This window comes from Spirillospora sp. NBC_01491 (assembly GCF_036227065.1).
Lineage (GTDB): Bacteria > Actinomycetota > Actinomycetes > Streptosporangiales > Streptosporangiaceae > Spirillospora > Spirillospora xylanilytica.
Genome location: NZ_CP109432.1, coordinates 4,172,238 through 4,194,918, shown reverse-complemented (window position 1 = coordinate 4,194,918; position 22,681 = coordinate 4,172,238). Strand labels below are relative to the sequence as shown.

18 protein-coding genes are annotated in these 22,681 nt (G+C 72.6%); 13 read left to right on the top strand and 5 right to left on the bottom strand.

Going from position 1 to position 22,681, the window contains the following annotated elements:
- Positions 1-12 precede the first annotated feature (12 nt).
- Genes tsaB through tsaD form a run of 3 tightly spaced genes read left to right on the top strand, consistent with a single transcriptional unit; the run spans position 13 to position 2,395 of the window.
- Complete coding sequence (tsaB, locus tag OHA34_RS19400; RefSeq protein ID WP_285942643.1) at positions 13-804, top strand: tRNA (adenosine(37)-N6)-threonylcarbamoyltransferase complex dimerization subunit type 1 TsaB; 792 nt, start codon at positions 13-15, stop codon at positions 802-804.
- Positions 801-1,361 carry a ribosomal protein S18-alanine N-acetyltransferase gene (gene rimI, locus OHA34_RS19395; RefSeq protein ID WP_329518513.1) on the top strand — a complete coding sequence of 187 codons (561 nt, stop codon included), beginning with the start codon at positions 801-803 and terminating at the stop codon, positions 1,359-1,361. The genes tsaB and rimI overlap by 4 nt, the downstream gene beginning before the upstream one ends.
- Positions 1,358-2,395, top strand: a complete 1,038-nt coding sequence (gene tsaD / locus OHA34_RS19390; protein WP_329518512.1) for a tRNA (adenosine(37)-N6)-threonylcarbamoyltransferase complex transferase subunit TsaD — start codon at positions 1,358-1,360, stop codon at positions 2,393-2,395. Before rimI ends, tsaD begins: the two co-directional genes overlap by 4 nt.
- A gap of 18 nt (positions 2,396-2,413) precedes the next feature.
- On the opposite strand, the gene OHA34_RS19385 is transcribed toward tsaD, so the two are convergent.
- The 3 genes from OHA34_RS19385 to OHA34_RS19375 form a co-directional block, all read right to left on the bottom strand.
- Positions 2,414-3,394, bottom strand: a complete 981-nt coding sequence (locus OHA34_RS19385) for a phosphotransferase family protein (protein WP_329518511.1) — start codon at positions 3,392-3,394, stop codon at positions 2,414-2,416.
- A gap of 209 nt (positions 3,395-3,603) precedes the next feature.
- The gene (locus OHA34_RS19380) at positions 3,604-5,178 is read right to left on the bottom strand and encodes an apolipoprotein A1/A4/E domain-containing protein (protein ID WP_432763089.1); all 1,575 of its coding nucleotides are present in this window, start codon (positions 5,176-5,178) and stop codon (positions 3,604-3,606) included.
- A gap of 709 nt (positions 5,179-5,887) precedes the next feature.
- Positions 5,888-7,147 carry a class I SAM-dependent methyltransferase gene (locus OHA34_RS19375; RefSeq protein WP_329518510.1) on the bottom strand — a complete coding sequence of 420 codons (1,260 nt, stop codon included), beginning with the start codon at positions 7,145-7,147 and terminating at the stop codon, positions 5,888-5,890.
- 289 nt (positions 7,148-7,436) lie between these two features.
- On the opposite strand from OHA34_RS19375, the gene groES reads away from it, so the two are divergent.
- The 4 genes from groES (at position 7,437) to OHA34_RS19355 (ending at position 11,327) form a co-directional block, all read left to right on the top strand.
- Positions 7,437-7,745, top strand: a complete 309-nt coding sequence (gene groES / locus OHA34_RS19370; protein WP_131883960.1) for a co-chaperone GroES — start codon at positions 7,437-7,439, stop codon at positions 7,743-7,745.
- Between the two features lie 81 nt (positions 7,746-7,826).
- Complete coding sequence (groL, locus tag OHA34_RS19365; RefSeq protein ID WP_285942637.1) at positions 7,827-9,449, top strand: chaperonin GroEL; 1,623 nt, start codon at positions 7,827-7,829, stop codon at positions 9,447-9,449.
- 388 nt (positions 9,450-9,837) lie between these two features.
- Complete coding sequence (locus tag OHA34_RS19360; protein WP_285942829.1) at positions 9,838-10,425, top strand: sigma-70 family RNA polymerase sigma factor; 588 nt, start codon at positions 9,838-9,840, stop codon at positions 10,423-10,425.
- 89 nt (positions 10,426-10,514) lie between these two features.
- Positions 10,515-11,327 (top strand): hypothetical protein, encoded by an 813-nt coding sequence (locus OHA34_RS19355; protein ID WP_329518509.1) that lies wholly within the window; start codon positions 10,515-10,517, stop codon positions 11,325-11,327.
- 27 nt (positions 11,328-11,354) lie between these two features.
- Here the strand turns inward: OHA34_RS19355 and OHA34_RS19350 are convergent, their stop codons facing one another.
- Complete coding sequence (locus OHA34_RS19350) at positions 11,355-11,744, bottom strand: DUF5319 domain-containing protein (RefSeq protein ID WP_285942635.1); 390 nt, start codon at positions 11,742-11,744, stop codon at positions 11,355-11,357.
- A gap of 198 nt (positions 11,745-11,942) precedes the next feature.
- On the opposite strand from OHA34_RS19350, the gene guaB reads away from it, so the two are divergent.
- The 4 genes from guaB to OHA34_RS19330 all read left to right on the top strand — a co-directional run bounded on the left by guaB (position 11,943) and on the right by OHA34_RS19330 (position 18,234).
- A complete protein-coding gene (gene guaB, locus OHA34_RS19345) occupies positions 11,943-13,439 on the top strand; it encodes an IMP dehydrogenase (RefSeq protein WP_329518508.1) in 1,497 nt (498 codons plus the stop codon).
- Between the two features lie 140 nt (positions 13,440-13,579).
- Complete coding sequence (locus tag OHA34_RS19340; protein WP_285942828.1) at positions 13,580-14,689, top strand: GuaB3 family IMP dehydrogenase-related protein; 1,110 nt, start codon at positions 13,580-13,582, stop codon at positions 14,687-14,689.
- 144 nt (positions 14,690-14,833) lie between these two features.
- Positions 14,834-16,573, top strand: coding sequence for a glycerol-3-phosphate dehydrogenase/oxidase (locus OHA34_RS19335; protein WP_285942633.1), 1,740 nt, complete (start codon positions 14,834-14,836; stop codon positions 16,571-16,573).
- Between the two features lie 197 nt (positions 16,574-16,770).
- Positions 16,771-18,234 (top strand): phospholipase D-like domain-containing protein, encoded by a 1,464-nt coding sequence (locus OHA34_RS19330; RefSeq protein WP_285942632.1) that lies wholly within the window; start codon positions 16,771-16,773, stop codon positions 18,232-18,234.
- A 77-nt stretch (positions 18,235-18,311) separates the two neighbouring features.
- On the opposite strand, the gene OHA34_RS19325 is transcribed toward OHA34_RS19330, so the two are convergent.
- The gene (locus OHA34_RS19325; protein WP_285942631.1) at positions 18,312-19,013 is read right to left on the bottom strand and encodes a TetR/AcrR family transcriptional regulator; all 702 of its coding nucleotides are present in this window, start codon (positions 19,011-19,013) and stop codon (positions 18,312-18,314) included.
- 281 nt (positions 19,014-19,294) lie between these two features.
- Between OHA34_RS19325 and OHA34_RS19320 the strand changes: the two genes are divergently transcribed.
- Positions 19,295-20,875, top strand: a complete 1,581-nt coding sequence (locus OHA34_RS19320; protein ID WP_285942630.1) for a succinic semialdehyde dehydrogenase — start codon at positions 19,295-19,297, stop codon at positions 20,873-20,875.
- Positions 20,872-22,674 carry a GMC family oxidoreductase gene (locus OHA34_RS19315; protein ID WP_329518507.1) on the top strand — a complete coding sequence of 601 codons (1,803 nt, stop codon included), beginning with the start codon at positions 20,872-20,874 and terminating at the stop codon, positions 22,672-22,674. Before OHA34_RS19320 ends, OHA34_RS19315 begins: the two co-directional genes overlap by 4 nt.
- Positions 22,675-22,681: the final 7 nt, after the last annotated feature.

Here is a 22,681-nt window from a genome sequence, read left to right as displayed (position 1 = left end):
CGCTTTCAATTCGTGCTGGTCTTGGCTTTCGACACCGCGACCGCCGCGGTCACCGTGGCGCTGTACGAGTGGACTCCCGGTGAGGGCGCCCGCCGCCGCGCCGCGACTGAGGCGGTCGACCGGCGCGCGCACACTGAGCTGCTCGTCCCGTCCGTCGCCGCCGTCCTCGCCGAGGCGGGCGCCGCACCCGGCGACCTGAGCGCGATCGCCGTCGGGGTGGGCCCCGGCCCCTACACCGGGTTGCGGGTCGGCCTGGTCACCGCGCGGGCGATGGGCGACGCGCTGGGCGTCCCCGTGCACGGCGTGTGCACGCTCGACGCGATCGCCTGGGCGTCCGGCCGCGACGAGCCGTTCGCGGTCGCGATCGACGCCCGCCGCAAGGAGGTCTACTGGGCCCGGTACGCCTCGGCCCGCGAGCCCGCCACCGGCCCGGCCGTCGGCCCGCCCGCCGACGTCCGCGCCGGCCTGCCGCCCGGCCTCCCGGTGATCGGCGAAGGCGCGGCCCTCTACCCCGACGTCCTCGGCACCCCGGACGATCCGCCGGGCGGTCCGTCGGGCGGTCCTCGCTTCGCTCCGGTCCGTCCGGCCGGTTCTCATCTGGGGGGCGACCCCCAGACCCCCGTCGCCCCGTCGGGCGGTCCTCGCTTCGCTCCGGTCCGTCCAACGGGGAGCGCCCTGGCCGAGTTGGTGGTCGCGCGGCTGTCCGGTGAGCCGGGCCCCGATCTGCTCCCGCCCGAGCCGCTCTACCTGCGCAGACCCGACGCCAAGGAGCCCGGTCCGCGCAAGAAGGTGAGCCCGCGATGACCGGGGCCGACGATACGGGCGCGGTGCGGCTGCGGACGATGACGGCCGCCGACCTGCCCGCCGTGCTCCGGCTGGAGCGGGTGATGTTCCCCGAGGACGCCTGGACGGAGGAGATGCTCCGCGGCGAGCTGGCCGACCAGCCGCGCACCCGGCACTACGTCGTGGCCGAGGAACTCCCCGCCGCCCCTCCCGGCGAGGCCGGGGCGTCCGCCGCGACCGCGGCGTCCGGTGAGATCATCGGGTACGCGGGCCTCTCCGCCGCCGGCGGGCAGGCCGACGTGCAGACCATCGGGGTGCGCGCCGACCGGCGCGGCGCGGGCATCGGCGCCGCGCTGCTCACCGAGCTGCTGGGCGAGGCGGCCCGCCGCGGCACCGAGGCGGTGTTCCTGGAGGTCCGCGCCGACAACGACGGCGCCCGCCTGATGTACGAGCGGTTCGGGTTCGAGCGGGTCGGCCTCCGCAAGCGCTACTACCAGCCGTCCGGCGTCGACGCGATCGTGATGTGCCTGACGCTCCGGCGCCGCGCGGCCATGGGCTTCACCCGGGAGGAACAGTGATCCGCGACTCCGAGCCGCTCGTGCTGGGGATCGAGACCTCGTGCGACGAGACCGGCGTCGGCGTGGTGCGCGGGCACACGCTGCTGGCCGACTCGATCGCCTCCAGTGTGGAGCAGCACGCCCGGTTCGGCGGCGTGGTGCCCGAGGTGGCCTCGCGGGCGCACCTGGAGGCGATGACCCCGACCGTCGAGCGGGCCCTGGCCGAGGCCGGGGTGGGCTTCGCCGACATCGACGCGTTCGCGGTGACGGCCGGTCCCGGGCTGCCCGGCGCGCTGATGGTCGGGGTCGCCGCGGCCAAGGCGTACGCGCTGTCGCTCGGCAAGCCGCTGTACGGGGTCAACCACCTGGCCGCGCACGTCTGCGTCGACCAGCTCGAACACGGCCCGCTGCCCAAGCCGTGCGTGGCGATGCTGGTGTCGGGCGGGCACTCGTCCCTGCTCCTGGTGCCCGACGTGGCCACCGACGTCCGGCCGCTCGGCGCGACCGTGGACGACGCGGCGGGCGAGGCGTTCGACAAGGTCGCGCGGGTGCTGGACCTCGGCTTCCCGGGCGGCCCGGTGATCGACCGGGAGGCGCTCGCGGGCGACCCGGCCGCGATCGCGTTCCCGCGCGGCAAGCACAACGACGGCACCTACGACTTCTCGTTCTCCGGCCTGAAGACCGCGGTGGCCCGCTGGGTGGAGGCCCGGGAGCGCAACGGCGAGCCGGTGCCGGTCGCCGACGTGGCCGCCTCGTTCCAGGAGGCCGTGGTGGACGTGCTGACCGCCAAGGCGCTCAAGGTCTGCCGCGACAACGGCGTCGACCACCTGCTGATCGGCGGCGGGGTGGCGGCCAACTCGCGGCTGCGCGCGCTGGCCCGGGAGCGGTGCGAGGCGGCCGGGGTCCGGCTGCGGGTGCCGCGCCCCAAGCTGTGCACCGACAACGGCGCGATGGTGGCCGCCCTCGGATCCGAGCTGGTCGCCTCGGGGCTGGCCCCGTCCGAGCTGGACCTCCCGGCCGATTCCAGCCTCCCGGTCGAGTCGATCAGGCTGTAGGCGGGCCGGGCGGGCGGGTCAGCCCGCGGCGGGGGCGCCGAGCTCGGCGAGCAGCGCCGCGAGGTAGTCCTCGAAGAGCGGCACCTGGGCCTCGTCGATGACCCGGCCGTCGGTCTCGGGCAGCAGGTCGAGCAGGCAGCGGACGTCCCAGTACGGGTCGTGCCGGTAGCCGCCCGACACCTGGTCGAACGCGGCCAGGAACCGGTCGGCGACGCCCGGCCCGTACCGCAGGGCCAGGCCGCGGCGCATGTGCGCGATGTCGACCGCGATCGGGCCGGACGAGGCGTCGGACCAGTCGACCACCCCGGTCAGCCTGCCGTACGACCACAGGGTGTTGTCGGGGTGGTAGTCGCGGTGGATGAACCGCGCGGGCGCCTCGGGCGCGGACCCGCCGGCGACCTGGAAGGCGCGTTCCCACAGTTCGGGACGGAGCGCGTGCCGGGGCGGGACCCGCACGTCGAGCCGGTTGTAGGGGACGTAGGGGGGCATCGTGGACGCCCCGTTCAGTGCGTGCACCGCCAGCAGCGCGGCGGCGCACTGGATGAGGTACTCGGGCAGGTCGTCGGGGGCCGGCCGCGGCGGGTGGCCGACCAGCCGGGTGATGAGCAGCGCGGGCACGTCGCAGTAGGCGCCGGCCGGGTCGGCGGCGACGAGCGACGGGGTGGGGATCTCGCAGCCGGCCAGCAGTGCCAGCGCGGCGATCTCGCGTTCGGGGGAGAACTCGGTGTCGCCGTACGACCGGCGCGGCGCGCCGAGGTCGTCGCCGCCCGGCCCGAGGCCGCGCGGGGTCCAGCGGCGCAGCACGAGCCGGTGCGCGCTGCCGGAGCGGCTCTCCACCAGCAGCGCGTGGTTGGCGTGCGCGGAACCGCCCGCCAGCGGGCGGACCATCCGGACCTCGGCGCCCCGGCCGAGACATTCCTCGACCCAGCGCAGCGTGGCGCGACTGGGCGGGATGCCGGTCGGGAGGCAAGGTGCCGGAGTGTGGGTCACGAGATCCATGAAAACGGATTCCGAAGGGTATTGGGAGTGATTTTGCGAAGACGGAACGTAACAAAATGCACGTCATCGACGTGTCTTGATCAAGCGGCTTCGGGTGTCCCGGCGGATTGGCGGACATACCGCCGCAGAGCCCCGGCGGGTGCGGGGGCGTCCGGGCAGCCGGGCGGGACGCTCCCCGCCACGTGCGGAGAAGCGCCCCACCCTACCCCTCAGTCCTTCCCGTCACGGCGCGGACGCAGCAGCGCCTCGGCGAGGGCGAGCATGGTCTCCTCCAGGGTCGACAGCCGCTTGAGGACGTCCTCGTGCACCGCGGTCACCTGCTTGGTGACGTCGCTGTGCACGCTGTCGACCTTCCGGCCGACCTCGTCCTGGACGCCGGAGAAGTGCTTGCCGACCTCGGCCTGCATGGCCTCGGCCCGCCGGCTGACCTCGTCGTGCACGCCGTCCACCCGCTTGGCGAACTCCTCCTGCACCCCGCCCACCTGCCTGGCGACGTCCTCCTGGATGCCGCCGACCTGCTTGGCGACGTTCTCCTGGATGCTGCCGACCTGCTTGGTCACATCGTCGTGGATCCCGTCGATGCGCTTGCCCACATCGTCGTGGACCCCTGTGACCTGGCGCGACACCTCGGTGTGCACCGACTCCACCTGCTTGGCCACGTCGGTGTGGACCGACTCGACGCGCCGGGAGACCAGGTCGACCTGCGCGGTGAACTCCTCCAGGGCGACGTCGACCTTCTTGGTGACCTCCTCGTGGATCCCCTCGATCCGCTTGCGGACGTCCTCGTGCACGTCCTCGAACCGGCGGGAGAACTCGTCCATGCGCTTGGCCACGTCGCTGTAGGCCGTCTTGGCGATCTGCGACATGGTGGCCTTGACCTCGTCCCGGTCCGGCCTGGCGCGCAGCTCGTCGATCAGCGGCTCGAACGCGTCCGCGAGGTGCTTCTCCAGCGCGTCGAAGCGGTCGGAGTGGTCGATCGGCGGACGCTGCGCGAGCTCGTCCACCTTGCGGTGCAGCTCGCCGATGTCGAGCAGGCCGGGCAGCCGGTCGATCCGCTCGCCGAGCCCGTCGAGCCGGTCGTCGACGCCCTCGACCCGGCCGTCCAGGCCCTCCAGCTTGCCGGACAGCCCGGAGAGCCGGCCGTCGAGCCCGTCCAGCCGTCCGCCGACGCCCTCGACCCGGCCGTTGACCGCCTCCAGCCCCTGCTCCACCCGCTCGGCCATCTCGCCGAGCGACTGGTCGACCCGGGTGGTGACGCCGTTGATCGAGTGTTCGAGCTTCTCCGACCGGTGGCCCAGCTCGGCGAGGGACTTGTCGAGCCGGTTGAAGCGGACGGAGGCGGCCTCCATGCTGCCCTGGAGCTTGTCCAGCCGCTTGGCCATGTCCTCCATGCGCAGCGACGCCTGCTGGGTGACGTCGGTGATGTGCTGCGCGGACTCGATGACGGCCTGGATGCGGACCAGGCCCTCGTCGACGTTCTCGGCGACGACGCCGACATCGGCCCACAGCGCGGGCAGTTCGGCGACGGGCTTGACCCGCTCGCCGACCGCCTCGATGTGCTCGGCCAGCCCTTCGGCCCATTCCGGGGGCTTGCTGGACAGGTCGTCGACCTGCCCGCGGACGTTGTCGAGCTGCCCGGTCAGGCCGTTGAGCTCGCGCTCGCGGACCTCCCGCAGCAGCCACTCCATGCCCTCCAGCCGCTGCCGTATCTCATCCAGGACCTGGCCCTGTGAGCGCTGTTCATAGACGTGGTCCTGCGCCGCACGGGCGAGCAACTCCCGCATCCGGTCCGAGACCGGTTGACCCCCCGTCTGCAGGAAGTTGTGATTCGTTTCCACCCGATGCTCCTTCGTGTGCCGACGCGATGAAATTGCGCGCGGCATTGAATCGTGAAGGGCTCACTGTAGTGCGTTCGGGCCTGCCCGAAGTCGGGGTGAGAATCCATGCAGGTCCGGCGGAATGCGGCGCTTATCCGGGTGGACGGGAACGCGGGAGTTCTCGCGGCGTCAGGTGATTTCCTGGCTTTTGCGGGCGGTCGTGGTGAAGGTGGTGGTGGCGCCCGGTGCGGACGTGCCTCGAACGGCGTTTCCGCTGGGCCGGAGGTGGGTCGGGTAAATCCCTGCATGTCGCCCGACATCGCCCGTTGGTGCCCGCCGAACGGCCCGGGATGGGCGCCCGCCGTCCCGCCCGGCCCGGATCCGGACGACTCCGGGACGGCGCCCGCGGCGGCCATTCCGGCATGGCATTTCGGACGCTCTGGGGGCGTCGCGGGACACCGCTGGGCCGATCTCCTGAACCTGCCTTGGTCGTTCTTCGGCCCGCCGCCCCTGATGGGCCGTCCCGCGTCCCGTTTAACGCGCTTGCCGCCCGGCCGCGATCCTTAGTGAAGGCCATGCCGGAAAGTGCGGAGGATTTGCTCTGGCGTGGTGCGTCGCCCGTGCCCGCTTGGCGTTCTCGCGTCCGGCGGAGATCTTTGGACCGATTAACGGCCGTTCAGCGCGCCGGGCGGGTCAGCAGTGCCACCGGGTCGTCCCCCACCCGGGTGAGCACCAGCGTCAGCTCCGCGTCGCCGTGCCCCCCGCGCCCGCTCCGTCCGGGCCGCTTGGCGCCGCGCCCGAAGCCGAGGTCGCGGCGCAGGCGGTCGACGTCCACCGCCGAGCCGCGCTTCTTGACGGTGAGCACCCCGACCTCGCGGCGGCGCAGCTCGGCCCGCAGCCGCTTCAGCGAGAACGGCAGCACGGCGTCGATCTCGTACGCGGAGGCGAACGGGGTGGGCAGCAGGGTGTCGGACGTGACGTAGGCGATGTGCGGATCGGCCAGCCCGCCGCCGACCAGCTCGGCGACCTCGGCGACCAGGCCGGCCCGGATCACCGCGCCGTCCGGCTCGTACAGGTAGCGGCCCCACGCGCGCACCTCCGGAGCGTCCAGCCCCGGGACGGGGGTCAGCGTCCATGCCGTGGGGGAGCCCGTGGTGGCGTCCGTGGCGGCGTCCGCGGGCAGCAGGGTGGCGCGCCGGCGCACGCCGCCCGCCATGCCGCCGAGCCAGAGGGCGCACTCCTTGACGTCCCCGCCCACCGAGACCCACTCGGCTTCGGCGCCGTCCGGGACCGCCTCGTGCGGGATGCCGGGCGCCACTTTCACGCACGCGGCCGGGACGCGCCCGGCGAGGTCTAGGACGGTGTCGAGCGGCGGCTGGTACGAGCGGGGATCGAAGACACGGCCGCGGGCCGTCCGGCGCCCCGGGTCGGCGAACAGCGCCGCGTAGCCGGACGGGTCCTCCTCGGCGGCGTCGTTCACCCGAACCGTCACCAGGGCGCGGTCCAGGCCGAGGGCGTCCACGTTCGCGCGCGCGACCTCGGCGGTCAGCGGGTCGAGATCGACGGCGTCGCTCCGCACGCCCGCGCGCGTCCGCGCGATCAGATCGGCGCCGATGCCGCAGCCGAGTTCCAGTACCCCGGACGCGCCGGCGGGGAACCGGCGGGCCCGGTGGGCGGCGACGTTCGCGCGGGTGGACTGTTCGAGCCCGGCCGGGGTGAAGTACATGCGGGCGGCGTCCGGCCCGAATTTGGCGCGCGCGCGTTCGCGCAGGCGCACCTGGGTGAGCGCCGCGTTCACCAGTTCGGCGGGGTGGCGTTCGCGCAGCTTGGACGCGGTGGTCAGGAGGGCGTCCTCGCCGGTGTCCGCGCCGCCCGCCTCGGCCAGGACGGCCTGGCCCTCGGGTGAGAGCAGGCCAAGGAACGCCTCGATGTCCATAGGCTGGACGTTAGCGGCCGGACCTGCGACCGGTCCCCCACAGGGGGCATTCAGCCCGATATCGGACGGTGCTCCGCGATGTGCCCGCCGTACGGCCGTGTCCGTGTTGACGGGTCACCGGGCACGGCATAGTCTCCGGATTGGCACTCTCAGTGTGAGAGTGCCAACCAAAGCGACAAGGTCGGTCTGACACCCGCGACGGCAGGCCGGTCAGGGTCGCCTCTCTCTGTCACATGTGCTGGCCGGCTCGCATGGCCGGCCGAGGACCAATCGAAGGGGAGGTCAGATCGTGACGACCGCCACCAAGGTTGTTCTCAAGCCGCTCGAGGACCGCATCGTCGTCCAGCCGCTTGAGGCCGAGACCACCACCGCGTCGGGCCTGGTGATTCCCGACACCGCCAAGGAGAAGCCCCAGGAGGGGACCGTCCTGGCCGTCGGACCGGGCCGCGTCGACGACAAGGGCGACCGCGTCCCCGTCGACGTGAAGGTCGGCGAGGTCGTGCTCTACAGCAAGTACGGCGGCACCGAGGTCAAGTACAACAACGAGGAGTACCTCGTGCTCTCGGCCCGCGACGTGCTCGCGGTCATCGAGAAGTAATCACCGAGACGTGATGCACCGCCCCGGTCCGGCCCTCTAACGGGGACGGCCGGGGCGGATCGCGTGACAAAGGAGACTCTCATGGCGAAGATCCTGGAATTCGACGAGGACGCTCGCCGGGCTCTTGAGCGCGGCGTCAACGCTCTCGCTGACGCCGTCAAGGTGACGATCGGCCCGCGCGGCCGCAACGTCGTCATCGACAAGAAGTTCGGCGCGCCGACGATCACCAACGACGGCGTCACCATCGCCCGCGAGGTGGAGCTGGAGGACCCCTACGAGAACCTCGGGGCCCAGCTCGCCAAGGAAGTGGCGACCAAGACCAACGACATCGCCGGCGACGGCACCACCACCGCGACCGTGCTGGCGCAGGCCCTCGTCCGCGAGGGCATCCGCAACGTGGCCGCCGGTGCCTCGCCGCTGGGCCTCAAGCGCGGTATCGACACCGCCGCGCAGTACGTGTCCGACCAGCTCCTGAAGTCGGCCCGCGAGGTCGAGGAGAAGGGCGAGATCGCGCACGTCGCGACCATCTCCGCCCAGGACTCGAAGATCGGCGAGCTGATCGCCGAGGCCTTCGAGAAGGTCGGCAAGGACGGTGTCATCACCGTCGAAGAGGCCCACACCATGGGCCTGGAGCTGGAGTTCACCGAGGGCCTCCAGTTCGACAAGGGCTACCTGTCGCCGCACATGGTCACCGACCCCGAGCGCATGGAGGCCGTCCTGGAGGACGCCTACGTGCTGATCGTGGAAGGCAAGATCTCCAACGTGCAGGAGTTCCTGCCGCTGGCCGAGAAGGTCGCGCAGACCAAGAAGCCGCTGCTGGTGGTGGCCGAGGACGTCGAGGGCGAGGCCCTGGCGCTGCTGGTCGCCAACAAGATCCGCGGCACCTTCCTGTCGGTCGCGGTCAAGGCCCCCGGCTTCGGCGACCGCCGCAAGGCGATGCTGGGCGACATGGCCACCCTGACCGGCGGCCAGGTCGTCAGCGAGGCCATCGGCCTCAAGCTCGACGGCATCGGCCTGGAGGACCTCGGCAAGGCCCGCCGCATCACCGTCACCAAGGACGCCACCACGGTCGTCGACGGTGAGGGCGCGCGCGACGAGATCACCGCCCGGGTCAACCAGATCAAGGTGGAGATCGAGAACAGCGACTCCGACTGGGACCGCGAGAAGCTCCAGGAGCGCCTGGCCAAGCTGGCCGGCGGCGTGTGCGTGCTGCGCGTCGGCGCCGCCACCGAGGTGGAGCTCAAGGAGAAGAAGCACCGCCTCGAGGACGCCATCTCGGCGACCCGCGCGGCCATCGAGGAGGGCATCGTCGCCGGCGGCGGCGCCGCCCTGGTGCACGTCGGCCACGAGGGCTTCGCCGCCCTCGGCCTGTCCGGCGACGAGGCCACCGGTGCCGAGGCGGTCCGCCGCGCGCTGGTCGAGCCGCTGCGCTGGATCTCCGAGAACGCCGGCCAGGAGGGCTACGTCGTCGTCTCCAAGGTGGCCGAGCTGGCCACCGGGCACGGCTACAACGCCGCCACCGGCGAGTACGGCGACCTGATCGCCCAGGGCGTCATCGACCCGGTGAAGGTCACCCGCTCGGCGGTCACCAACGCCGCCTCCATCGCGGGCATGCTGCTCACCACCGAGGCGCTCGTGGTGGAGAAGCCCGAGGAGTCGGACGAGCCCGCCGCCGGCGGCCACGGCCACGGCCACGGTCACTGACGATCGGCACACGACCGGTCGTCCGGGGGCGCGCGGCTCGCCTCCCCGGGGGATCGTGACGAAGGCCCCCGCCCTTCCCGGGCGGGGGCCCTTCTCATTTGTCGCGACTGTCGGTGATCGAGCTGTCTGTAGTGCTTTGAGGTCTCTGCGGGGTCTGGCGCGATAATTCCGGCACCGTGCGCAGCCAATTGACCGCGTCGTGTAGTTTCTGGTGGCCTGTTCCTGCACTGTGACCATTCCGTTGTCGTGGACAGTGGAGACAGGCACCACACCGCTGGGCATCATGCTCTACGTGACCGAGGGATGCTACGCCGGGACCATGACCGCGCGCGCAACCGAACCCTCGGGGGGGCCCGCCCCTCCATCACCTCTCGACACCGGCCGAGGGGTGCGGGTGCTGCGCACGGCGACAGCCGACGAAAGCGACCTCAAGGACCTGACCACGCTGGCGGTGCAGGGCGACCCCGGTGCGATCGAGGAGCTCATCGGCGAGGTCCGCCCGATGGTCGTCCGGTACTGCCGGGCCCGGCTCGGCCGGATCTCGGGCCAGTACCACATCGCCGACGACGTGGCGCAGGAGGTGTGCATCGCCGTGCTGTCGGCGCTGCCCCGCTACCGCGACATGGGGCGCCCCTTCGCGTCCTTCGTCTTCGGTATCGCCGCTCACAAGATCGCCGACGCGCTGCGCTCCGCGGTGCGGGCGGCGGTGCCCACCGAGGACCTCCCGGACGGCCCGGACGACCGGCCCGGCCCCGAGGAGACGGTGGTGCGCTACATCGAGGCGCAGCGCGCCCGCGACCTGCTGACGCGCCTGCCCGATCACCAGCGCGAGCTGGTGCTGCTGCGAGTGGTGGCGGGTCTGTCGGCGGAGGAGACCGGTAATGTACTGGGCATGTCCGCGGGGGCGGTACGGGTCGCGCAGCATCGGGCGCTGGCCCGGCTCCGGACGATGGCCCGAGAGGAGTCGATCGCTTGACGGAGCGGAGCCGCGGCGCCCCGGATCCGGATCGGCCTTCGCACTCCGGCGCTGCCCGTGCGCCGGCGAGCCCACCGGACCTCGGTGCGGTGCGCCGCACCGACGCGATCATCGAGGCGCTGGCGGGACGGCGCGATGCCGGCTCTGCGAGCCGCTCCAGCACCGTCCCTGAACCCGGGGCCGTGCCCCCAGGCGCCTCGGGCGTTTCCGGTGTTTCCGAGATCGGCCGACTCAAGGCCGGTGATGCCGAGGCCGCGTCCCAAGAGGGCGAGGAGGCCGATCCGGCGGTCCGCCTGCTGCGGGCCCTGGTCGCCGATGTCGACGAGCAGGCTTCCGAGCGCGCCGCCGATCCGTCCGGGGACGCCCTGCCCGGCACCCTCAGCCCCGGCCCCGGCCCCGGATCGGGGTCGCGGCGGCGCGGGCCCCGGACGATCGTGGCGCTCGGGGTGGTCGGCGCCGTGCTGGCCAGTACCGGCGTCGCGGCGGCGGGCGGCGGGCTGATCCACGGGTCCGCGTCCCCGCCGAGCGCGGCGGGGGCGGGCAAGGCGCAGAAGACCGCGCCCGAGGGCGAGGCCACCGCCGCGGCGGTCCGCGAGCGGCTGCCCGAGCAGTCGTCGGCGCCGTCGGCCCAGTCGGCCCCGTCCGGACCGGCCGGCCCGTCCACGCCGGTGCGGCGCCGCGCCGAGCCGGCCAAGGAGCCGGGGACGCGTCCCGGCCACGAGGAGATCGAGCGGCTGAAGCGGCGGCTGCCGCCGGAGTCGCGGCCCCGCGTTCCGGGCGGGCAGTCGCGGCACGGCGTGTCGCCGAAGTCGGCGAGTCCCGGCGACGACGATGTGCGCCGCCGCCTGGAGGAGCTCCGCAAGCGGGCGCAGAACCGTCCGGGCAAGTACCGCCACCCCTGAGCCGGCCGGAAGCGGCGGGCGCCGGAGTCACTCGGGTTCGCGGCCCTCTTCGCTGTCGATCACGCCGTCGACGTAGCCCCGCGCGTACTCCCAGCTCACGTAGTCGACCGGGTCGGGGGACAGCGCGGGCTCGTGCACCCGCGGCAGACCCTGGTCGAGCAGGTGCCGCAGGTTTCCGTGCAGCAGCTCCCAGTCGATGTAGTGGAGCTTGCCGCAGTCGCCGCAGTCGACGGTCAGGCCCCGGACGCCGAGCGGCTCCAGCAGGGCCCGGAAGACCTCGAGATCGGCGAGGTCGGCCAGCACGTCCTCGCGCTCGGCGACGCTCAGCGGGGCGGTGTCATCGCCTGGGTCGCCCAGCGAGGACGCCGGGTCCTCCGGGTCGCCGGCGAACGGGTCGAGCGGGGCATCGTCGTGCACCCCCCCACGCTACTGCGCCGGACACCACCAGGTGCACCCCCCGCTCTCCTGCGTGCGTGAACAATCACCCAGCGTGGCTGTAAGGGAGGCCACGTTTCGGCGCGGCGGAACCGGCCGTCCGCCCGGCAACGACGCTCTACCATGGAAACAGGCCGCCGTGACCTGGCCGGACGCCCTCACCCCAACGGGAAGGTACGCATGAACCCCGCAGCCGAGCCCGAGAAATTCCTTCCGCAAGGGCTGACCTTCGACGACGTGCTGCTGATGCCGGGCTACTCCGACCTCCAGCCCGGCGAGGCCGACACGACCACCCGGCTGACCCGCGATATCTCGCTGCGCATCCCGCTGGTGTCGGCGGCGATGGACACCGTGACCGAGGCCCGCACCGCGGTCGCGATGGCGCGGCAGGGCGGCATCGGGGTGCTGCACCGCAACATGTCGATCGAGGAGCAGGCGGGGCAGGCCGACCGGGTCAAGCGGTCCGAGGCCGGGATGATCACCAATCCGGTGACCTGCCTGCCCGACGCGACCCTGGCCGACGTCGAGGAGCTGTGCGCCCGCTACCGGATCTCCGGGGTGCCGGTCACCGACGTCCGCGGCGTGCTGGTCGGCATCGTCACCAACCGCGACATGCGGTTCGAGACCGAGCCGTCCCGCCCGGTGCGCGAGGTGATGACGCCGATGCCGCTGATCACCGCGCCGGTGCAGGTGTCCCGCGACGAGGCGTTCCAGCTACTGGCCGGGCACAAGGTCGAGAAGCTGCCGCTGGTCGACGACGAGGGCCGGCTGCGCGGGCTGATCACCGTCAAGGACTTCACCAAGAGCGAGCAGTACCCCGACTCGACCAAGGACGCCGACGGCCGGCTGCTGGTCGCCGCCGCGGTCGGCGTGGGGGAGGACGCGCTGGCCCGCGCGCGGGCGCTGGTCGAGGCCGGCACCGACGTGATCATCGTGGACGTCGCGCACGGCCACTCCAAGGGCGTCGCCGACACCATCGCGGCGATCAAGGCCAACTCCGGCGCCCAGGTGGTCGGCGGCAACGTGGCCACCTACGCCGGGGCCAAGGTGCTGGTCGAGGCCGGGGCCGACGGCGTCAAGGTCGGCGTCGGGCCCGGGTCGATCTGCACCACCCGGGTGGTGGCCGGGGTCGGGGTGCCGCAGATCACCGCGATCCACGAGGCGTCCCGGGCCGCGGCCGAGGCCGGCGTGCCGGTGATCGGCGACGGCGGGCTCCAGTACTCCGGCGACATCGCCAAGGCCCTGGTGGCCGGCGCCAGCACGGTGATGCTCGGCAGCCTGCTGGCCGGGGTGGAGGAGTCGCCCGGCGAGCTGATCTTCGTGCACGGCAAGCAGTACAAGTCGTACCGCGGCATGGGCTCGCTCGGCGCGATGCGCAACCGCGAGCGCGGCACCTCCTTCTCCAAGGACCGCTACGCGCAGGCCGACGTGAGCAGCGAGGAGAAGCTGATCCCCGAGGGCGTGGAGGGCCAGGTGCCCTACCGGGGCCCGGTGGCGGGCGTCGCGCACCAGCTCATCGGCGGGCTGCACCAGTCGATGTGGTACGCGGGGGCGCGCACCGTCCCCGAGCTCCAGGAGCGCGGGCAGCTCATGCGGATCAGCGCGGCGGGTCTGCGGGAGAGCCACCCGCACGACATCCAGATGACCGTTGAGGCCCCCAACTACCAGGGCCGCTAGTCTCCCCGTGGTCATCCGGGCATCACCCGGTTGATCACGGGAACAACCGACGACAGCGGTATTTTTCTCCCTTTTGCGGCAGGGGAACGGGTTTCCCCTGCCCGGCGGGATGTTGAGAGGACGTGGCAGTGGCTGCTGAGGTGGAGATCGGCCGGGGCAAGAGCGGCCGGCGGGCGTACGCCTTCGACGACATCGGCATCGTGCCGTCGCGGCGCACCCGGGACCCCGAGGAGGTCAGCGTCGCGTGGCAGATCGACGCCTACCGGTTCGACATGCCGCTGGTCGTCGCGCCGATGGACAGCGTGGTCAGCCCGGCGACCGCGATCGCGGTCGGACGGCTCGGCGGGCTGGCGGTGCTCGACCTCGAAGGGCTGTGGACCCGGTACGAGGACCCCGAGCCGCTGCTGGCCGAGATCGCCTCGCTCGACGACGCGCGCGCCACCAACCGGCTCCAGGAGATCTACACCGAGCCGATCAAGGAGGAGCTGATCGGCCGCCGGATCCAGGAGATCCGGGAGGCCGGCGTGACCGTGGCGGCCCGGCTGTCGCCGCAGCGCACCGCGCAGTTCCACAAGGCGGTCATCGACGCGGGCGTGGACCTGTTCGTGATCCGCGGCACCACCGTGTCGGCCGAGCACGTCTCGGGCCGCGCCGAGCCGCTCAACCTCAAGCAGTTCATCTACGACCTCGACGTGCCGGTGATCGTCGGCGGCTGCTCGACCTACACCGCGGCGCTGCACCTGATGCGCACGGGCGCGGCCGGGGTGCTGGTCGGGTTCGGCGGCGGGTCGGGGCACACCACCCGCACCGTGCTCGGTGTGGCGGTGCCGATGGCGACCGCGGTCGCCGACGTGGCCGCCGCCCGCCGCGACTACATGGACGAGTCCGGCGGCCGGTACGTGCACGTGATCGCCGACGGCGGCATGGTCAACAGCGGCGACATCGCCAAGGCGTTCGCCTGCGGCTCGGACGCGGTCATGATCGGCTCGCCGTTCGCCCGGTCCAGCGAGGCGCCGGGCCGCGGCTACCACTGGGGCAGCGAGGCGCACCACGGCGACGTCCCGCGCGGCACCCGGCTCGACCTCGGCACGATCGGCTCGATGGAGCAGATCCTGTTCGGCCCCTCGAACGTGGCCGACGGGTCGATGAACCTGATCGGGGCGCTCAGCCGGGCGATGGCGACCTCCGGGTACACCGAGCTCAAGGAGTTCCAGCGGGTGCAGGTCGTGGTGGCCCCGCACGGGCACTGAGGCCGGGCACCGCGCACGGGTGCTGAGCACGGGTACTGAGCACGGCGCTGCGCGGCCGACGGGAATCGCCGGGTTTGGGGTGGAGCGTTCCCTACTGTTGGGTAAGTAGGACCCGAACACCCAACCGCACAGGGGGGAATCGCGATGACGGGATCACCGGTGACCGGGCTGGGAAGCTCCCGGCTGGGACCCGCCGAACGGGCCACCGCGCTGGATCGGATGGCGCGCGAGGAGTTCGACGTGGTGGTGGTCGGCGCCGGGATCGTCGGTGCGGGGGCCGCGCTCGACGCGGCCACCCGCGGCCTCTCGGTGGCGGTGGTGGAGGCGCGCGACTTCGCGTCGGGCACCTCGTCCCGGTCGTCCAAGCTGGTCCACGGCGGGCTGCGCTACCTGGAGCAGTACAACTTCGACCTGGTCCGGGAGGCGCTGACCGAGCGGGGGCTGCTGCTCCAGCGGATCGCGCCGCACCTGGTGCGGCCGGTGCCCTTCCTGATGCCGACCACGCACCATGTCTGGGAGCGCGCCTATCTCGGCGCCGGGGTCGCGCTGTACGACGCGCTGGCGTTCCAGATGGGCAGCACGCGCGGCGTCCCGCACCACCGGCACCTGAGCCGGCGCGGTGCGCTGCGGCTGGCCCCGTCGCTGAAGAAGGACGCGTTCACCGGGGCGATCCAGTTGTGGGACGCGCAGGTCGACGATGCCCGGTTCGTGATGACGGCGATGCGCACGGCGGCGGAGTACGGGGCTCAGATCGCCTCCCGCACGCAGTGCGTGGGGTTCCTCCGGGAGGGCGAGCGGGTCACCGGCCTGCGCGTCCGCGATCTTGAGGGCGGCACCGTCGCCGAGGTGCGCGCCAAGCAGGTGGTCAACGCGACCGGGGTGTGGACCGACGACATCCAGGAACTGGTCGGGGGACGCGGGCAGATCCATGTCAAGGCGTCCAAGGGCATCCACCTGGTGGTGCCCAAGGACCGGATCCACTCGGCGACCGGGATCCTGCTGCGCACCGAGAAGTCGGTGCTGTTCGTCATCCCGTGGGGCCGGCACTGGATCATCGGCACCACCGACACCGCCTGGGACCTCGACAAGGCGCACCCGGCGGCGTCCCGCGCCGACATCGACTACGTGCTGGAGCACGTGAACGCGGTGCTGAACACCCCGCTCACCCACGACGACGTCGAGGGCGTGTACGCGGGGCTCCGGCCGCTGCTGACCGGCGAGACCGAGGAGACCTCCAAGCTGTCGCGCGAGCACGTGGTGGCGCATCCGGTGCCCGGCCTGGTGCTGGTGGCGGGCGGCAAGTACACCACCTACCGGGTGATGGCCAAGGACGCCATCGACGCGGTCGCGCACGGCCTCGACGGCAAGGTCGCCGAGTCCTGCACCGCCGGGCTCGCGCTGGTCGGCGGCGAGGGCTTCCAGGCGATGTGGAACGCGCGGCACCGGCTGGCGGCCCGGTCCGGGCTGCACGTGGCGCGGATCGAGCACCTGCTGAACCGGTACGGGACCCTGGTGGACGATCTGCTGGGGCTGATCGCCGACCGTCCCGACCTCGGCAAGCCCCTGGCCGGCGCGGAGGACTACCTGCGCGCCGAGATCGTCTACGCGGCCACGCACGAGGGCGGCCGGCACCTCAACGACGTGCTGGCCCGCCGCACCCGGATCTCGATCGAGACCTGGGACCGCGGCGTCGGCGTCGCGCAGGAGGCCGCCGACCTGCTGGCCCCGGTGCTCGGCTGGTCCAAGAAGCAGCGCGACCGGGAGATCGAGTACTACCGGAAGCGGATCGAGGCCGAGCGGGCCTCGCAGACCCAGGACGACGACCAGGAGGCCGACGCGCTCCGGCGGGGCGCGCCCGACATCGTCCCGACCGCCACCCCCTGACGCCCCGGCCGTCGCCCTCCGGCGCCCAGGCCCTCGGACGCCCCGTCACCGGATTCCGGTGGCGGGGCGTGGTTGTTCTGGTGGTCCCTGGGCAATGGGGAATCGAATGCCTAATGGTGCATATGTCGCCAATGCTAATGAAGTGATAATCTCCCTATTTTGAGCTGATCAAGGTGGTCGGCCGGATGGAGGCGGCGGTGCGACGATTCGCGATCGCGTCCGGAGGGCTCATCATCGTGACGGCGCTGGTGGCGGTCGACGCCACGACCGCGTCCGCCGCGTCCGGGACCGGTGCCGGGACGCGGGCCGCCCTGGTGAACGCGCCCGCCGCCGCGCCGCAGGGACGGTCCACCCCGCTGAAGCCGAAGCCCTTGAAGTCGAAGGCGACGAAGCGAAAGGCCGCGAAGGCCAAGCGCTACTACGTGACGCAGGGGCCGAGGTTCAACCTGCCGACCGGGAACCTCAAGCAGCAGGGCGCCGTCGACCTCTACATCAAGAAGCTGATCAGGCATTCGCCCAAGGGCTCGGAGATCGACGTCTCGCTGTTCCGGTTGCAGACCGAGGGCATGGCCAAGGAGCTGGTGCGGGCGCAGAAGCGCAAGGTCAAGGTCCGCGTCATCGTCGACAGCGACTCGCTCGGCCGACGCAAGGGCGTCTACGACTACCTGCGGCGGCACCTCGGCGCCAACCCCCGCCGGTCCTCATGGATCCTGGTCTGCCCCAAGGGCCGCGGCTGCATCGCGCCCAAGGCGAAGGGCGAGTGGAGCAAGAACCACAACAAGTTCTACGCCTTCTCCCGGACCTACGACTCGCGCAACGTGGTCGTGCAGACCTCGGGCAACGCGACCGGCGGTATGTACAACCAGTACAACGACGCGTACACGCTCGCCGACGCCAAGCTGTACAAGGCCTACCGCACGTACTTCTACGACCTCCAGAAGCGGCGGGCGAACGGGAACTACTACCGGACCTACCGGTCCGGGGCCAGGGCGGCGAGCTACTTCCCCAAGGCGAAGGGCGACCCGATCGCGGACGCGCTGGACAAGGTGAGCTGCGCCGGTGGCACCAGCATCCGGCTGTCCAGCGGCATGTTCACCCGCACGGGCGTCTCGACGCGGCTCGCGGGCCTGGACGACGCCGGGTGCGATGTGAAGATCGTCAGCGGCACCCTGGGCGACTCGACCGCCAAGGTGCTGTCCAGGTCGGGACCGCACGGCGGGCCGGACGTGCACGTGTTCACCGCCCAGCAGTCGCAGCGGGCGCATTCCAAGTACCTGCTGATCGACGGCCGGTACCAGGGGCGCGACCGGAAGCTGGTGATCACCGGCAGCCACAGCTACACCACCGACGCGCTGCGGCACAACGACGAGGCGATCGTCACTCTGGAGCAGGGCTCGGTGCACGACGCCTACGCGCGCAACTTCGCCCGGGTGTTCGGCGCCGCCAAGGGCCGGCTGATGATCGCCCCGTGGAGCCCGACCAAGACCGTCCCGGACAACGCGACCGACCCCGAGGACGAGGGCACGCCGCCCTCGGACGGCCCCGGCGCCGGGAACCCCGAGAGCGGCGCGGCGGGTGCCGGAGCCCCCGAGCTCCAGCTCCCGGCGGACGACGGCGCGGGAGCCCCTCCGGCCGCCGGGCCGCCGTCCACCGACGGGTGAGAGGGCCGGCCTGCCGGGACGGAAAGGGCGCGGCCCGGCACCTGGCGAGGCGGGGGACGCAGCGAGCGGGCGGCGGTTCAGGGGACCGAGCGGCCCAGGACCAGGCGGATGCCCGTGGAGTACAGCTCGGCGGGCACCCGTTCGGGGTCGAGCAGGTGCTGGAGGGCGAGCCCGGTGTCGAGCGCCATCGCCAGGGTCGCCCGGTCGGACGGCGTGATGCCGTCCACCTCGTGCAGGTCGCGCGCCACGTAGGCGCGGCGTTCGGCGTACCAGTCGGCGATGCGCCAGCCCGCCGACCGGTCGCGCATCCCGTACAGCCAGAACTCCATCAGCAGTAACGCCAGCAGCCGCGCGTTCTCTCCGGAGCCGCGCCGCGTGGACGCGCCGCCGGCCCGGTCGAACCACTCCTCCTGGGGACCGCCGGACTGGATTTCCTCGCAGACCTCGGTGCTGATCTGGGCGCGGGTGTACTCCTCCATCAGCGCGAGCAGCAGGTCGGTCTTGCCGGTGAAGTTGGAGTAGACCGCGCCCTTGGTCAGCCCGGCCGCGGCGGCGATGTCGTCGAGCGAGGCGCCGTGGATGCCGCGTTCGGCCCAGACCCGCTGCGCGGCGGCGAGCAGGGCGGCGCGCGTCTGCTCCCGGCGCTCGCGCCGCCGCTTCCCGGGCGTCCCGTCCCCGGCCGCTCCGGTGTCCCCGGCCGCTCCGGTGTCGTCGGCCTCGGCGCCGTCGGTGCTGCCGCCGGTCCCCTCGGGCCCGTGGCCTTCGTGGGCGTGGGTCATGTGGGTTCCCTCCTCGCGGGGCGCGCCGCCGCCGGCTCCCGGGGCGCGGCAGCGGTATCCCGGGGGCCGGCGGTTGCGCGCCTTCGTCCTCCTGTATCCGGAATACACCGGGAGTGCATGGTCAATCCCCGAGTTGTGCAACTCTCCGGGGCTGGAACGGTCCGATGCACGGGCGCCGGACCGGCATCCGGGACAGGCGCGGAAGAGGTGCGACATATCACCTGAAGTGCGTCGTTACTTGCGGGTAGCCAGGAGTGGCCGGGGGGTCATAGTCTGCATTCATGGCATCCCCGACGGTTCCTGCCAAAGGCATCGCAGCGCACGAGCTCCCCCGGGCCCTGACCGAGCGGCTGGTCGCGCAGGTGGTCTCGGGCGGCGCCGAGACCGCGACCATCTCCACCCCCTTCACCGGCGAGCCCCTCGCCGTCGTCCCGCTCTCCACCGCCGACGACGTGCTGAAGGCGTACGAGAGTGCCCGCGCGGCGCAGCGCGCCTGGGCGCGGCTGCCGGTCTCCGAGCGGGTCAAGCCGTTCCTGCGGCTCTCCGACGCCCTGGTGGCGCGCCGGGACGAGATCCTCGACATCATCCAGCTGGAGACCGGGAAGGCCCGCCGCCACGCGATGGAGGAGTTCCTCGACGTGGCGCTGTGCTCGCTCTACTACGCGCGGCGCGCCGGGAGGCTGCTCAGGCCGACCCGCCGCCAGGGCATGATGCCGGGCCTCACCCGGGTGCGCGAGCTGCACCACCCCAAGGGCGTGGTCGGCCTGATCGCCCCCTGGAACTACCCGTTCGCGCTCGGCGCCAGCGACATCGCGCCGGCGCTGATGGCGGGCAACGCGGTGGTCCAGAAGCCGGACACCCAGACCTGCCTGTCCAGCCTGTGGGTGCGGGACCTGCTGATCTCGCTCGGGCTGCCGCGCGACCTGTGGCAGATCGTGGTGGGCGAGCCCGCCGAGATCGGCGATCCGCTGATCGAGAACGCCGACTACGTGTCGTTCACCGGCTCCACCCGCGGCGGCAGGGCGATCGCGGCGAAGGTCGCCCCCCGGCTGGTGGGCTACTCGATGGAGCTCGGCGGCAAGAACCCGATGATCGTCCTGGACGACGCCGACGTCGAGCGCGCCGTCCGCGGCGCCGTCCGCGCCTGCTTCACCAACGCCGGGCAGCTCTGCATCTCGATCGAGCGGATGTACGTCCACCAGGACGTCTACGACGCGTTCGTGCCGCGCTTCGCCGAGGTGACCAAGGCGCTCAGGCTCGGCACCGGCCTCGGCTTCGACACCGAGATGGGCTCGCTGACCTTCGCCCGGCAGCTCGACGTGGTCACCCGGCAGGTCGACCAGGCGGTGCGGGCGGGCGCGACGGTGCTGGCCGGGGGCAAGGCCCGTCCCGACATCGGCCCGCTGTTCTACGAGCCGACCATCCTCACCGGCGTCAACGGCGAGATGGACCTGTGCGCGAACGAGACGTTCGGGCCGGTCGTGGCGATCTACAAGGTCGCCGGCGAGGAGGAGGCGATCAGCCGCGCCAACGACACCGAGTACGGCCTGAACGCCTCGGTGTGGACCAGGAGCGCCGAGCGCGGACGCCGCGTCGCCGCCCGGCTCCAGGCCGGCACCGTCAACATCAACGACGGGTACGGCGCCGCGTTCGCCTCCTACGACGCGCCGATGGGCGGGATGAAGCAGTCGGGCATGGGCCGCCGGCACGGCGCCGAGGGGCTGCTGAAGTTCACCGAACCGCAGACGGTCGCCAGCCAGCACGTCATCGACCTGGAGCCGCCCGGTTCGCTCGGCTACGAGCGGTTCGCCGAGCTGATGTCCGGCGGCATCAAGGTCATGAAGAGACTGCGGATCAAGTGACCGCGGGGCGAGCGGCCACGGGACGCGCGGCCGGCGGGCGCGCGGCCGGGGCCTTCGACTACGACGTCCTGGTCGTCGGGTCCGGGTTCGGCGGCAGCGTCTCGGCGCTGCGGCTGACCGAGAAGGGCTACCGGGTCGGGGTGATCGAGGCGGGCCGCCGCTTCGACACCGCCCCCGGCGCGGCGCCCGGCGCCCGCTACCCGGAGCTGCCGAAGACCAACTGGCGGATCTCCCGCTACCTGTGGGCACCCGCGCTCGGCCTCACCGGCATGCAGCGCGTCCACCTGATCCGCGGCGCCAGGTCCAGCCGGGTGATGGTGCTGGCCGGCGCCGGGGTCGGCGGCGGCTCGCTCAACTACGCCAACACGCTGTACGTGCCGCCTGAGCCGTTCTTCCAGGACCGGCAGTGGGCGCACATCACCGACTGGCGGGACGAGCTGGCACCGCACTACGACCTGGCCCGGCGGATGCTCGGCGTCGTGCCGAACCCGACCACGACCGAGGCCGACAAGGCGCTCAGGAAGGTCGCCGACCGGATGGGCAAGGGCGGCACCTTCGTCAGGACCCCGGTCGGCGTGCACTTCGGCGCCGGGCCCGGGATCGAGACCGCCGACCCGTACTTCGGCGGCGCCGGGCCGAGGCGGCGCGGCTGCCTGGAGTGCGGCGAGTGCATGGTCGGCTGCCGGCACGGCGCCAAGAACATGCTCACCGAGAACTACCTCTACCTCGCCGAGCGGGCCGGCGCCCGGGTGATGCCGCTCAGCCGGGTCACCCAGGTCACTCCGCTGGACGGCGGCGGGTACGAGGTCGAGATCGTGCGGACGGGGTCGTTCGGCCGCGACCGCGCCCGGCTGACCGCCGGGCAGGTGGTCTTCGCCGCCGGGACCTACGGCACCCAGAAGCTGCTGCACAAGCTGCGCTCGACCGGCCGGCTGCCCGGGCTGTCGGCCCGGCTCGGCGCGCTGACCCGGACCAACTCCGAGGCGATCCTCGGCGCCGGGCGGCGCAACGGGAGGCCCGGGCCCGACTACTCCGAGGGCGTGGCGATCACCTCGTCCTTCCACCCGACCCCCGACACCCACATCGAGCCGGTCCGCTACGGCCGCGGCTCCAACCTCATGGCCGGGTTGCAGACGCTGCTGGTCGACGGGGACCGGCCGGGGGAGCGGCACCGTCCGCGCTGGGCGAAGTTCGCCGGGCAGGTGGCGCGGCACCCGCGCGACCTGCTCCAGCTCCTCGACGTGCGGACCTGGTCGCAGCGCACCGTCATCGCGCTGGTCATGCAGAACCGGGACAACTCCATCACGCTGCGGCCGGAGAAGGGGCCGTTCGGCTGGGACGTGCGCGCCGAGCAGGGCCACGGCGAGCCCAACCCGACCTGGATCCCCGAGGGCCACGAGGCGACCAGGCTGCTCGCCGAGGAGACCGGTGGGATGCCCGGCGGCTCGTGGGGCGACCTGTTCGACATCCCGATGACCGCGCACTTCCTCGGCGGCTGTGTGATCGGCGACTCGGCCGGCAGCGGCGTCATCGACCCGTACCACCGGGTCTACGGGCACGCCGGGCTGCACATCGTGGACGGCTCGGCGATCTCGGCCAACCTGGGCGTCAACCCCTCGCTCACCATCACCGCGCAGGCCGAGCGGGCGATGTCGCTGTGGCCGAACAAGGGCGAGGACGACCCCCGTCCGGCGCTCGGCGAGCCGTACCGGCGGCTGGCCGCGGTCTCGCCGAACGACCCGGTCGTCCCGGCCGGCGCCCCGGCGGCGCTGCGCCTCCCGATCGTCCGCGTCACCTGACCGCTGG

Bases quoted from the DNA above. Each gene is read 5' to 3' on its own strand.
- rimI (WP_329518513.1), top strand. From the start codon at position 801: ATGACCGGGGCCGACGATACGGGCGCGGTGCGGCTGCGGACGATGACG.
- OHA34_RS19385 (WP_329518511.1), bottom strand. From the start codon at position 3,394: ATGGATCTCGTGACCCACACTCCGGCACCTTGCCTCCCGACCGGCATC.
- OHA34_RS19380 (WP_432763089.1), bottom strand. From the start codon at position 5,178: ATGCGGGAGTTGCTCGCCCGTGCGGCGCAGGACCACGTCTATGAACAG.
- OHA34_RS19375 (WP_329518510.1), bottom strand. From the start codon at position 7,147: ATGGACATCGAGGCGTTCCTTGGCCTGCTCTCACCCGAGGGCCAGGCC.
- groL (WP_285942637.1), top strand. From the start codon at position 7,827: ATGGCGAAGATCCTGGAATTCGACGAGGACGCTCGCCGGGCTCTTGAG.
- guaB (WP_329518508.1), top strand. From the start codon at position 11,943: ATGAACCCCGCAGCCGAGCCCGAGAAATTCCTTCCGCAAGGGCTGACC.
- OHA34_RS19335 (WP_285942633.1), top strand. From the start codon at position 14,834: ATGACGGGATCACCGGTGACCGGGCTGGGAAGCTCCCGGCTGGGACCC.
- OHA34_RS19325 (WP_285942631.1), bottom strand. From the start codon at position 19,013: ATGACCCACGCCCACGAAGGCCACGGGCCCGAGGGGACCGGCGGCAGC.
- OHA34_RS19320 (WP_285942630.1), top strand. From the start codon at position 19,295: ATGGCATCCCCGACGGTTCCTGCCAAAGGCATCGCAGCGCACGAGCTC.